General features: G+C 68.8%; 9 protein-coding genes. 7 read left to right on the plus strand and 2 right to left on the minus strand.

Going from position 1 to position 12827, the window contains the following annotated elements:
* Nucleotides 1-145: 145 nt before the first annotated feature.
* The 5 genes from APR04_RS11600 to APR04_RS11620 all read left to right on the plus strand — a co-directional run bounded on the left by APR04_RS11600 (nucleotide 146) and on the right by APR04_RS11620 (nucleotide 9645).
* Complete coding sequence (locus APR04_RS11600) at nucleotides 146-1033, plus strand: DUF4352 domain-containing protein (RefSeq protein WP_253870385.1); 888 nt, start codon at nucleotides 146-148, stop codon at nucleotides 1031-1033.
* 344 nt (nucleotides 1034-1377) lie between these two features.
* On the plus strand, nucleotides 1378-4716 hold the full coding sequence (locus APR04_RS11605; RefSeq protein ID WP_253870387.1) for a type I restriction endonuclease subunit R: 3339 nt from the start codon (nucleotides 1378-1380) through the stop codon (nucleotides 4714-4716).
* Entirely contained in the window at nucleotides 4713-6800 is a 2088-nt protein-coding gene (locus APR04_RS11610; protein ID WP_253870389.1) for a helix-turn-helix transcriptional regulator, read from the plus strand. Before APR04_RS11605 ends, APR04_RS11610 begins: the two co-directional genes overlap by 4 nt.
* A 56-nt stretch (nucleotides 6801-6856) precedes the next feature.
* Nucleotides 6857-8422 carry a class I SAM-dependent DNA methyltransferase gene (locus APR04_RS11615; RefSeq protein ID WP_253870391.1) on the plus strand — a complete coding sequence of 522 codons (1566 nt, stop codon included), beginning with the start codon at nucleotides 6857-6859 and terminating at the stop codon, nucleotides 8420-8422.
* Between the two features lie 251 nt (nucleotides 8423-8673).
* Nucleotides 8674-9645, plus strand: a complete 972-nt coding sequence (locus APR04_RS11620) for a restriction endonuclease subunit S (protein WP_253870392.1) — start codon at nucleotides 8674-8676, stop codon at nucleotides 9643-9645.
* Nucleotides 9646-9713: 68 nt separating this feature from the next.
* Here APR04_RS11620 and APR04_RS11625 read toward each other — a convergent pair whose 3' ends face one another.
* On the minus strand, nucleotides 9714-10094 hold the full coding sequence (locus tag APR04_RS11625; RefSeq protein WP_253870393.1) for a hypothetical protein: 381 nt from the start codon (nucleotides 10092-10094) through the stop codon (nucleotides 9714-9716).
* The gene (locus APR04_RS11630; protein ID WP_253870394.1) at nucleotides 10091-11518 is read right to left on the minus strand and encodes an NsdA family TPR-like regulatory protein; all 1428 of its coding nucleotides are present in this window, start codon (nucleotides 11516-11518) and stop codon (nucleotides 10091-10093) included. Before APR04_RS11630 ends, APR04_RS11625 begins: the two co-directional genes overlap by 4 nt.
* A gap of 214 nt (nucleotides 11519-11732) precedes the next feature.
* Here APR04_RS11630 and APR04_RS11635 point away from each other — a divergent pair, with 214 nt between their 5' ends.
* The gene (locus tag APR04_RS11635) at nucleotides 11733-12584 is read left to right on the plus strand and encodes an HAD family hydrolase (RefSeq protein ID WP_253870396.1); all 852 of its coding nucleotides are present in this window, start codon (nucleotides 11733-11735) and stop codon (nucleotides 12582-12584) included.
* 94 nt (nucleotides 12585-12678) lie between these two features.
* The gene (locus APR04_RS11640; RefSeq protein ID WP_253870398.1) at nucleotides 12679-12816 is read left to right on the plus strand and encodes a hypothetical protein; all 138 of its coding nucleotides are present in this window, start codon (nucleotides 12679-12681) and stop codon (nucleotides 12814-12816) included.
* Nucleotides 12817-12827 lie beyond the last annotated feature (11 nt).

The following is a 12827-nucleotide window of genomic DNA, read 5'->3' on the forward strand; positions in this document are numbered from 1 at the left end:
TGGAACCGGCGGGTGAAGCGCTTGGCGCGGACGAGCGGGAGAACCGGGGTTATCAGCCGACACCTCGTCATCTGTCGCGCATGTCGATTCGATGAGCGAGTTCGCACCACACCGAATTCGCACCACACCGAAGAGGAGCGCCACCATGTCCATCCCACCCGCATCCGAGCCTCAGGGGCCAGAACCCGTCACCAGGGCCCCCGGCCAGTGGCCCGCCGACCTCGCGTCGACCGCACCGTCGGCCTACCCCGCGCCGGCGTACCCGACCGCAACCGTGCAGCCGACGAACGGAGCGGCGACGGCGAGCCTCGTGCTCGGCATCGTCTCGATCGTCACGAGCCTGCTGTTCCTCCCCGCGATCATCGGCCTGGTCCTGGGCATAGTGGGCGTCGGCCGGTCCCGCCGCTCCAGGCCGCAGGTCGGGAGAGGCAAGGCGATCGCCGGGATCGTGCTGTCCACGATTGGCCTGCTCACAGGGATAGGGATCGTCAGCGCGCTCACGAGCGGCGACGACTCAGGGACGGGCAGCGCGCAGGCTCCCATCGTGCAGCCGCAGGAATCCGAGGACGGCAAGACGGAGGGCGGCGAAGCCACCGAGCCCACGGCAGCGGCAGAGGAACCCGTAGCGGAACCCGAGCTGCCCGGCGTCGGCGACGCCGTCCGCGACGGCAAGTTCGAGTTCACTGTCACCAAGGTCGAGCCCGGGGTGAAGGAGATCGGTGACGAGTTCCTCAGCCAGGAAGCGCAGGGGCAGTTCGTGCTCGTGCACCTCACGGTGGAGAACATCGGCGACGAGTCGCAGTACTTCGATGGCAACAACGTCACGGGCTACGACGCGAAGAACCGGGAGTTCGCGGCAGACACCGAGGCGGCGATCTACCTCGATGACTCCAACTCCTTCCTCAACGAGATCAACCCTGGGAACTCGGTGATGGGAGTCGTGGTCTTCGACGTACCTGCCGACGTCAAGCTGAGCCAGCTGGAGCTGCACGACTCGGCCTTCTCCGGCGGCGTCGAGGTGGCGCTGGGCTGACGCCCATGACGGCGCGGCCTGAGAGCTGGCGGTCCGTCGAACCGGCCGAGGCTGGTGCGGCGGACCGGCCGCTGGTGTGCGATTCACCCGGGTGACATTGCGTCAGCAGCGACGATATCGGATTTGAGCACCTGGACCAGATACCAGGATGAGCGGCGACGAGCTGCTGAACGGTCTGGGACTGGACGCCCGCCCGACGCCCGACCCAGCCGACCAAGAGGGCTGATAACCCGGGTTCACGAGGTCGCGCTCCTGCCCGCGTGGCTTCGGCCGCATCCTGGACGAGTCACACCGCACGGTACGCAACTAGGCTCACTGACCAGCACCTTCGTAGGGGAGGCACCATGCACGGCACGGAGTCCGAGTGGGAGCACCGCGCGCTGGAGTACCTCGGCACCTCCCTCATGTGGGAGCGTCTGCACGGTACGGAGATCGCGCCGGGCGCCACGTCCACGAAGGGCCACCCGCTGTTTGCGGCGTCGGGCGCCGCACTGCCGCAGCGTGAGTCGTGGGACGAGGTGGCGATCCCGTCGCGGCTGCGCGCCGCGATGGGCCGGCTGAACCCCGGCGTGCCCGCGCGGTTCCTCGACCAGGCGCTGCTGGAGATCCTCCGCCCGACGTCGCAGGACGCGATCACCGAGAACCAGCGGATCCACGACATCCTGACCAACGGGTACCCGCTGACGTACATCGAGGACGGGCGCGAGCGCACGCCGTCGGTCCGGCTGATCTCCGACGACGTGTCCGCGAACGAGTACCTCGCGGTGAACCAGGTGACGGTACGGGTCGGGGACGTGGAGCGCCGGTTCGACGTGGTGCTGTACGTGAACGGCATGCCGGTGGTCGTGATCGAGCTGAAGAACGCCGGCGACGAGCACGCAACCGTCGCGACGGCGCACGCCCAGGTCGCCGGGTACGTGCGCGCACTGCCCATAGCGTTCCGGTTCTGCGTGCTCACGCTCGTGTCCGACGGCGTGGACGCTCGCTACGGCACGCCCTTCACGCCCCTGAACCACTTCTCGCCCTGGAACGTGGACGACGACGGCGCGGAGGTCGCGTTCGGCGCGCAGGTGCGCCAGGTCTCGGGCGGGCTGGGCGTTGTGGACGACGACCAGCCGCTGTCCGCGCTGGAGGTGGCGCTGGAAGGCCTGTTCAACCAGCAGCGGTTCGGGCAGCTGCTGCACGGTTTCGTCGCCTTCTCGACCGGGGACGACGGCCTGGTCAAGCGCATCGCCAAGCCCCACCAGTACTTCGCGGTCACCAAGGCGGTCGGCGCCACCGTGCAGGCGGTCGGCGACGACGGCCGGGCCGGCGTCGTCTGGCACACCCAGGGCTCGGGCAAGTCGATGGAGATGGAGCTGTACGCCAACCAGGTGGCGCGGCACCCGGAGCTGCTGAACCCGACGATCGTCGTGGTCACCGACCGGTCCGAGCTCGACGGCCAGCTGCACCAGACGTTCGAGTCCTCCGCGCTGCTCCCCGAGGTCCCGCGCCGCGTGCTGCGACGTGCCGAGCTGCGCCAGGAGCTCGGCGACCGCGCGTCGGGCGGCATCTACTTCACGACCCTGCAGAAGTTCAGCCTCACCGCGGACGAGAAGCGGGCCGGGCACGCGCACCCCGTCCTGTCGGCACGACGCAACATCGTGCTGATCGTCGACGAGGCGCACCGCAGCCACTACGACGACCTCGACGGGTACGCCTGGCACCTGAAGAACGCCCTGCCGAACGCCACCCTCATCGCGTTCACCGGCACCCCGATCTCCGAACGTGACCGCGACACGAAGGCCGTCTTCGGCGACGTCATCGACGTGTACGACCTGACCCGCGCCGTGCGCGACGGCGCCACCGTGCCCGTCTACTTCGAGCAGCGCATGATCCGGGTCGGCCTGGACGGCGCGATCGATCCCGAGGCCATCGACGCCACGGCGGACGAGGCCACCGCAGGCCTGGACGACGCCGAGCGCGACCGGTTGCAGAAGTCGGTGGCCGCGATCAACGCCATCTACGGCGCCCCGGCGCGCCTGGAGGAGCTGGCCCAGGACCTGGTGACCCACTGGGAGGCACGCCGCGACGCGATGGTCGAGCTCGTCCGGGACACGGGCCTAGCGGCCGCACCGGCGGGCGGGTCACCGGTCGTGCTCGCGACGGGGGCGCCCGGCAAGGCGCTCGTGGTGTGCTCCACCCGGGAGATCTGCGCGCGGCTCTACGACCGGATCGTCGCGCTGCGCCCTGACTGGCACTCGCCGGACCTGGCGGCGGGCCGCATCAAGGTCGTCTACTCGGGGGACGCGCGGGACCAGCCGCCGGTCAGCGACCACGTGCGGCGGGACCATGAGAACGCGACGATCCGCCAGCGGCTCAAGGACCCCACCGACCCGCTGGAGATCGTCATCGTCAAGGACATGATGCTCACCGGCTACGACTCGCCGTCCCTGCACACGCTCTACCTCGACCGCCCGATGCGCGGTGCCCTGCTCATGCAGACCCTCGCCCGCGTGAACCGCACGTTCCGTGGCAAGGACGCCGGCCTGCTCGTCGGGTACGCCCCGGTGGCCGACAACCTGCGCGAGGCCCTGGCGGAGTACACCGACGACGACCGCCGGGAGAAGCCCGTCGGGCGGACCGTCGAGGACGCCGAGAAGCTCGCCCGCGAGCTGATCGCGCAGATCGCCGAGCTGGTCGACCCGTCGGGCTGGCGGGCGCGACTCCGGGCCGGCCGGCAGAAGAACCCGCACCTCGCCTGGACGGATACCTTGCTGCGGACCCTCGGCTGGCTGCGTAGCCCGGACACGCCGGGGAACCGCCCACCCACGGGTGCCGTACCCGACGGTGACTACCCGGCGTTCGAGTCCCGCCTGGACCAGTTCCGGCGCAGGGCCGCCATGCTGAACCGGGCATGGGCGCTCGCGGGCCGGGCCGCAGCGCTGCGGGACGTGGCCGAGGACGTGCGGTTCTACGAGGAGCTGCGGATCTGCAACGGCAAGCAGGACGCGCGCGAGCGTCAGGCCACCGGGCAGCCGATCCCCGAGGAGGTGCTGCGCCTGCTCGGCCAGCTCGTCGCGACCTCGGTCGAGTCCGACTCGGTGGTCGACATCTATGAGGAGGCCGGCCTGGCGACGCCGCGCCTGGACCAGCTGGACCGGTCCTACCTGGAGCGGGCGCAGAAGTCGGAGAACCAGCAGCTCGCCGTGGAGGCGCTGCGTGACCTGGTGGCACAGGAGACCGTGCGCCTGACCGACGGCAACATCGTGCGGCGCGAGCTGTTCTCCGAGCGGCTGCAGAAGGTGATGCTGCGCTACACGAACACCAACCTCACCTCGGCGGAGGTGATCGTGGCGCTCTTCGAGCTGGCGCAGGATCTCGCCAAGGAGGAGGGTCGTGCGGCGGAGCTCGACCTCTCCGTGCGGGCCGTGGCGTTCTACGACGTGCTGCGTTCGGCCGGGAGCGTCGGCGACGTGCTGGACGACAGCGCACTGCGCGAGGTCGCGGAGGAGCTCACGCGGATCGTCAATCGCGACACCCGGACCGACTGGACGGTGCGCGACGACGTCAAGGCCAAGCTGTTCACCTCCGTGAACCGCCTCCTTGCCAAGCACCGGTACCCGGCCGACCTGCGCCAGGACGCCGTGGTGCTCGTGCTCAAGCAGATGGCGGTCGTCACCCGCCAGGTGTGGGCGTCGTGACGCCTGACCTGGGTGAGTCCGGCCAGGGGCAGTCCGACCCGGCGCTGAGCGGTCTCACGCTCACGATGCCCGACATCGCGGAGCTTGCGCGAGTGAAGCGGGCGGTGGTGTCCATGTGGCGCAAGCGGTATGCGAACGGCGCACTCCCGTTTCCCGCGCCGGTCGATGCGGAGGCGAAGCAGCCCCGCTTCCACGCCGTCGAGGTGGCGGCCTGGGTCGAGCGGCGCGGCCAGGGCAACAACCCGGATTTTCGCGCGGATGCCGCGGTCGTGGCCGCTCTGACCGACGACGGCGACCCCGCCCGGGCGTTCGACGCGCTGACCGCGCTGCTGGCGCTGGCGCCCTACACGTCAGCGCCGCTCGCCTCCATCGACCCGGACGAGCTGGTGGACCTCGCGGACGAGGTGGACCCGCACGACCGGTTCGCCTACCGCGAGACCGTCGGCCTCGGGTCATACCTGCCTGGTGCGGCTCGGCACGCGGGGGCGGTGGCCTCGGCTGCCTACAACCCGGCGAGTGCGATCGAGCGTCTGCTAGGGGCTCGGCACCGCACCGGTGACCCGCGCCTGACCGGGACGGTGCTGCGGGCACCGGTCCTGAACCTGGTCGCGGACGTGCTCGCCGCTCTGGCGCCGGACGACGAGGAGCTGGTCGTCACCGACCCGAGGCCCGGCTGCGGCGATCTGCTGACCGCGGTGCTCGGACGCCTGGAACGGGTCGAGCCCGTGCTGGCCCACGTGCCCGCCGGGGACGGCGACGCGCTGCGGCTCGCCCGCCGTAGGCTCGCGGCGAACTCGTGGCCGGTCGAGACTTCCTCCGGCGACGTCGACGCGCACCTCGTGACGCAGGTGCCGGCACTCGACGAACCTGACCTCGACCCGGCGGACGTGCTGAGCCGGGTGGACCACGCCGTGCTGGGGCTACCGATCGGCAGAGCGGCGATCGTCGTCGGGCCGGCGTCTGCCCTCGTCGACGAGCTCCGTGACCCTGGGGCGGAGAAGATCCGCGACGACCTGATGAGATCCGGGAGGCTGCGGTCGGTGGTGCTGCTGCCGGCTGGTCTCGTGGTGTCCCGGCCGCGGCAGAAGATGGCGGTCTGGGTGCTGGGTACCGTGCTGCCAGGCGCATCGTTCGGTAAGAAGCACCTGGTCGTGGCCGACCTCAGCGAGCACGCACCCGACGGCGACGAGTTCGATGGTGGCGTGGTCCACGATCTGCTGACCGACCTCATCGCCGCCCAGGGGACCGAGCGTGACGCCGATGCGCACCACTTCCGGTTCGCCAAGTTCCTGGACTCGGGTGCCGTCGTCGCGCGCCGGCAGAGCCTGCTCGGGGCTGCGAAGGCGACCCGGGACCTGGTCTTCCGTGACCCCGCTGGAGCCGAGCAGCACCTGCACGAGCTGATGGCGCACCTGACGGATCCCGTCCGGCCCAGCGAGCTCCCCGTGGTCCGCGGACTGTCTGGTGGGGAGCCGGGCGGGCGCTACACGATAGAGGGACTGGTCGGGCACGGATTCGTCCATCGCAGGTCTGGTCACCGCCTGCACGCCGTCGACGTCGTGCAGGGCGCCGCCGAGGGCACGGTGCCCGTGATCGGCGCCGCGGAGGTTGTCGGAGCTGCCCCGTGGGGCGGTCGCCGGATCGACCGGCTCGGCTTCCTGGCCCGGTACAGCAGCGGACGGCTGACCGAGCCCGGCGACATCGTCTACGTCACGAGCCCGCGGCCGGCGGCCGTCGTGGACGTGGAGGGGTTCTGCGTGGTCGAGACGCCGGCGCGGATCTTCCGGGTCCCGGGGCGGGCGCGAGGCAGGGTCGTGCCGGAGGTGCTCGCCGCGGATATCAACGCGGCCAGCTCCGATGCCCGGGATCCCGAGGCGTGGACCGTTCGGCTTGTACCGCTGGACCAGGGCGCCGCCCTGGCCACGACCCTCACGGTGCTGCGTGAGGAGGAACGCGCGCTCCGAGACCGCCTGCAGACGCTCACCGACCTCCGGGGAGGTCTTCTCGACGGCGTCGCGTCCGGGGTGGTCGGGCTGAGCACGGAGAATGTCAGTGTGCCGCGCGAGGATGTGCGCGGTCGATGAGAGAGGAAGGCACTGTGCCTCCGAGGATGATGGTGTCGGCGCCTGCGGCGTCGACGATGAAGGAACTCAAGGACACGCTCTGGAAGGCCGCGGACAAGCTCCGGGGCTCGATGGACGCGAGCCAGTACAAGGACGTGGTGCTGGGGCTGGTGTTCCTCAAGTACGTGTCCGACGCGTTCGACGAGCGGCGTGAGAACGTGCGCGCGGAGCTCCAGGCCGAGGGTCTGGACGAGGCCACGATTGCTGAGCTGCTCGACGACCCGAACGAGTACCGAGCGGCCGGCGTGTTCTGGGTGCCGCGGCACGCGCGCTGGGCGTATCTCGCACGATTCGCCAAGGGCCGGCCCGCGGGAGCCGACGGTGAGGCGGTGGACCCCGCGACGGTCGGCGAGCTGATCGACGCGGCCATGGAGCACATCATGGGCTCCAACCCGTCTCTCAAGGGCACGCTACCCACGTTGTTCAACCGCGAGTCGGTGGACCAGCGCCGCCTGGGCGAACTTGTCGACCTGCTCAACTCCGCGCGCTTCCGGGGCGACGGTGCACGCCGGGCACGTGACGTGCTCGGTGAGGTGTACGAGTACTTCCTGGGCAATTTCGCCGCAGCCGAGGGCAAGCGGGGCGGGGAGTTCTACACGCCGCCCGGTGTGGTGCGGGTGCTCGTCGAGGTGCTCGAGCCATACCAGGGCAACGTGTACGACCCGGCGTGCGGTTCGGGCGGCATGTTCGTCCAGGCCGAGAAGTTCCTCGAGCGCCACGGTGCCAACCCGCAGGACATCTACGTGTTCGGTCAGGAGCTCAACGAGCGCACCTGGCGCATGGCCAAGATGAACCTGGCCGTCCACGGGCTGACCGGCCAGCTGGGCGCCAAGTGGGAGGACACCTTCGTCCGGGACCTGCACCCGGACACGAAGATGGACTTCGTCATGGCCAACCCGCCCTTCAACATCAAGGACTGGGCACGGTCGGAGGACGACGCGCGCTGGGCCTACGGCGTGCCGCCGACGGGCAACGCGAACTACGCGTGGATCCAGCACATCCTGTCCAAGCTGGGCCCGACGGGTACCGCGGGCGTGGTGATGGCGAACGGGTCGATGTCGTCCAACTCCGGGGGAGAGGGGCAGATCCGGGCGCAGATCGTCGAGGCGGACTTGGTCTCGTGCATGGTCGCGCTGCCGACCCAGCTCTTTCGGTCTACCGGGATTCCGGTGTGCGTGTGGTTCTTCGCGCGGGACAAGGGTGCGCGTGCGGGCGAGGTGCTGTTCATCGACGCGCGCAACCTGGGACATATGGCGGATCGTGTCGAGCGGGCGCTCTCCGACGACGACATCACCAAGATCGCGGACACGTACCACGCGTGGCGGGGGAAGCCTTCGGCTGCCGAGAAGGGACTCGTCTACGAGGACGTGGCCGGATTCAGCCGGTCGGCGACGCTGGCGGAGATCAAGGAGACCGGGTACGCGCTGACGCCTGGCCGGTACGTCGGTGCCGCCGACGTCGAGGAGGACGGCGAGCCGCTGGACGAGAAGATCGCGCGGCTGAAGAAGGAGCTGTACGAGGCGTTTCACGAGTCGGCGCGGCTGGAGGCCGTGGTGCGAGAGCAGCTGGGGAGGGTCGAGTGAACCAATTCGTTGAATATTCGCTGATGGATGCAGTCGAGGCGATCGTCGATAATCGCGGACGTTCCTGCCCAACGGTTCCTAGCGGGATCCCTCTGATTGCAACGAACTGTCTCAAGCTCGGACAGCGAGAGCCCGTTCTTGAGAACGTGCGATTCGTGAGTCAGGAGACGTATGATTCGTGGTTCCGAGCACACCCGGAACCTGATGATGTACTACTCGTGTGCAAGGGTAACGCGGGCAGAGTGGCACTCGTGCCAGATCCAGTGCCCTTCTGCATCGCCCAGGATATGGTTGCGCTACGTGCAAATCGCGAAACGGCTATCGGGCGATACTTGTACTACCGGCTGCTCTGTGCTGATGTTCAAGCGTCTATCGTGAATATGCATGTGGGAACTATGATCCCGCACTTCAAAAAGGGTGATTTCGGCAGACTTCGATTCTCGGTTCACAAGTCTCTCGACCGGCAGTGCGCCATTGCAGATGTCCTAGGTGCCATTGATGACAAGATCGCGGTCAACACCAAGCTCGCGACCACTGCAGACAACTACCTGAGCGTTCTCTTCGAGCACGCCCTGCGGGATGGGGGAGGCGAAGCAACCCTGCGGGACATTGCCGAAGTCAATCCAGAAAAGCGATCACCGTCAAACGGCATGCTGCGCTACATCGACATTGCGTCGGTCGGTGTCGGCTTCTTCGACTTCCCAAAAGAGATGTCCTGGGCCGACGCACCTGGTCGAGCACGTCGCGGGGTTCGTTCGGGAGACATTGTTTGGTCGACGGTCCGGCCGAATCGGCGATCCCACGCGCTCATCCTTGATGGGAACCCCTCATTGGTGGCCTCGACTGGTCTGGCGGTTATCCGATCGGCTGAGTGGCCATGGGTGTACGAGGCCATGCGGCGGCCAGAGTTTACCGCTTACCTTGAGGCTGTTGCTGAGGGGAGTGCCTACCCCGCGGTGCGGGCCGACAAATTCCTCAATGCGAAGTTGCCGGTTGTTGATTCGGCAGCCCGAGAAGTCTTCAACGAACTCGCGGCAGCGGTGCGTAGTGCGGTTTCTCTAAAAATGGTCGAGAACCGCCGCCTCGCAGCGACCCGCGATGCCCTCCTACCCGCTCTCATGTCTGGTCGACTCGCTGTCCGAGACGCGGAGGCTGCCGTCGAGCGTGCCGTTGATAGCGGAGCCATCGAACCCGAACCGGTGGCAAGCGGCGCCCTCTGGTGACCACCCGGCGGCGGGCAAGAGTCCGCCGCCGCCTACCGGGAACCGACCGGCCATGTTGCCTAGCAGCCCTACGAGATTCGTTCGATCGTCTCGAAGATGTCTGCGTCGGTTTCCCGTTGCCAGGCGGGCAGGTCGTTCCAGTCGGCGACGTAGGAGGGCTTGGGGTCGGGGAAGTGCTTGTAGATCTGGCCGATCCAGCACAGAGCGACGAAGCGGCTCTTCTGCTCGCGGGTGAGGCGTCCGGTGGCGCCGTCGGTGGTGTCGATGAAGGCGCGGATCTGCTCGTGGACGGCTGCTGCAGCGGATCGTTCCCAGTCGGGGGTGTCGTTCCAGGGGGCGATGTAGCCGGGCTTGGGTTCGCCGGGGTAGTGGTTGGTGACGCCGGCGATCCAGGCTTCGCGGAAGATGCGGCCGTTCTCGTTGTCCAAGAGGGTTCCCTTCGTGGTCATGCTGCGGTCAGGGCGGTGAGTCGGTCGGCGAGCTCGCGGGCCCGGGGATCCGACATGAGCGGGGCGAGGTGGGGGCGCAGGGTCAGGAGCTTTCGGGTGATCATCGCCGAGCTGCTGCCTTGGGCGTGGGCCAGGGCAGCGTCGGCGTGGACGAGGACCTGGTCGAGGTCGCGGCGTTGTGCACCGACGATGGCGAGGTCGGCCAGAACGCTGTTGCGCCGCCGGGTGGAGGTGGCGTGCTGGAGCGCTTCGGTCAGCGCCGTCTCTGCCAGGTCCGGACGACCGAGGGTCACGTAGCAGGTGCCGCGTTCTTCAGGGAGCCGGGAACCGTCGAAACGCAGCCAGCCGCCGTTGTGGATCGTGCTGGTGAGCCCGGCGACTTCTTGGGCGTGGTCGAGGGCGTGGCGGCAGGCGTTCAGGTCACTGAGCCCGGCGTAGACCTCGCCCTGGACGGCGGAGACCCAGTGGCGCGTGGACAGCTCGCTGTCTCCGCGGGCGGCGACAGCGGCCGCCAGCTCCAGGACGGGCAGGGCGTCGGTGAACTTCTTCTCGTAGACCGACAGGTAGGCGTGCCGGGTCAGGGCGCAGGCCCACTGGTCGTGGGCGCCTGCTTCGCGGCTGGCCTGGGCTGCGAGGTGGTAGCAGTGCGCGGCGTCGGTGTAGGCGTCCGCGTCGAAGTAGATCTCGCCGGCGAGCTGGAACAGGTCCCCGGCCAGGGCGCACAACTGCTGCCGGTCGGCTGGACCGGGGGAACGGTTCAGTCCGTTGGACAGCACTGCGAGCTGGCGGCGGACCAGGGGCAGCACGTCGGCCTTGGCGGGCGTGAGCGCGTACACCTGCCACAGGTGGGTGTTGAACCGGGAGAACTCACCGATCGGTGCAGCAGCCGCAACGGACTGGGGTCCAGCAGGTAGGAGGACAGCGGCGCTGACGACACTGAGCAGGCGCAGCATCTCCCGGCGGTGCACCTCGTTCTCTCCCTCCTGTGCCGGGCTGGTCGTCGTCGACCGGCTGTCGGAGACAATCATGCCCTTGCTGCCTGGCGCGCTGGTGGCGGTGATCACCGCTTTCTCTGCGGCGGACAGGTGCTGCCGGTCGGTGTCGTCGACCAGGTCGGCAAGGGTGCAGCCGTGTCCGAGAGTGAGGGCGAGCCCGGCGAGGGCCTCCAGGCTCGGGCGTGAGCCGCCGAACGGCCAGGACTCCCAGCGTGAGATGCGGCTCTCGTCGATCCGCGCGTCCGGGTTGGCCGTCCGGTACTGCTGGACCAGCTTCCACTGGTCCCACCCTGCCGCGTACCGCCAGGCCGTCCGGGGACGTACTCCGAAGTGCTGTCCCATGAGCCCGGCGACCTCGGTCATCGACTTGCCGGCCTTGATCCACGTCTCGCGGAGTCGTTCGCGTTCTGCCTTCGCGCTGCGTGCCACCCGTGCCACCGTGGCCCCCTCCCGGCGTGGTCTGCGCCCGTGCCAACGGTAGCGGCGCGGGTCCGTATCCGTGCGTGAAACACCCTGGTTCTGGTCCGTCGGTGACAGGAAATTGCATCTGCTGCATGCAAAGGATGCACGAGCCCCTGGGTCGGGCGGCGCCGCTGGCCAGCAGGCTGAACGACGTCAGCAAGCTCCGGCGCAGGGAGATGGCATGAGCACGACCACCGAGGCCCGCCTTGTGGCGTTGGACATCGACGGCACGATCGTGCCGTCCGGCAGCGTGGAGGTGCCACATGACACTGCCCGAGCGGTGCGCGACGTCGTCACGGCAGGGCACCACGTGGTGCTGTGCACCGGGCGGTCTCTCGTGGGTGCGATGCCGATCACGCGAGCGCTCGGCCTGACCACGGGTTTCATGGTCTGCTCCAACGGCGCCGTCACCGTGCGCCTCGACCCTGTCCTCCCCGGCGGGTACGAGGTCACGAAGACGTTCACGTTCGCCGCCGGCCCCGCGATCGCCCTTGTGCGCAAGAGCCTCCTCGGCGTGCAGATCGCTGTCGAAGAGGTCGGCTGGGGCTACCACGTGACTCGCCTGTTCGGGGCGGGCGAAGTGAACGGCGCCCAGCGCATCGCGATGGTCGACCAGATCGTCCGCTACCGCACTCCGCGCATGATCTTGCGCGCTCCCGCGATCCTCGACCTAGCCGGCGACCTACGCCGCCTCGGCCTGACCGCGACACCCGCCGACGGCGACTGGCTCGACGTCACCCTCGGCAACGTGTCCAAGGCGTCCGCACTCGAACACGTCCGCGACACCTTGGGTATCGCGCGGGAGTTCACGATCGGGGTTGGGGACGGGCTGAACGACCTCCCTATGTTCGCCTGGGCCGCCCGAGCCGTGGCCATGGGGCAGGCCCGTGACGTGGTCATCGAGGCCGCCGATCACGTCACCGGGACCATCGACGAGCAAGGCCTGGTGCCCGTACTGCGCGCACTCGTACCTTCCCCAGTCGACCCTCATCTCCCGCCGCCTGCGACGCAGCTCGTGTCGCACGTCGGGTAACGGACTTCGCCGCATCCGCGGCGGGGACGGCCCGGGGATCAGTCACGGGCCGGATGCAACACCCACTGGAAACCCGGAACAACTGGAGGATCAGATGAGCACAACCAGCACCCAGGCCCGCGACGGCGACCTGAACCTGAACGTGCGGATCGTGACCCGCGGCGCAGTGAACGCCGCCCTGCTGGGCGACACCGACGACGGCTGCGACACGCTCAAGAACGGCGACTGCTGACCCAGGACCGT

Source organism: Promicromonospora umidemergens (genome assembly GCF_024171995.1).
In the GTDB taxonomy this organism is placed as follows: domain Bacteria; phylum Actinomycetota; class Actinomycetes; order Actinomycetales; family Cellulomonadaceae; genus Promicromonospora; species Promicromonospora umidemergens.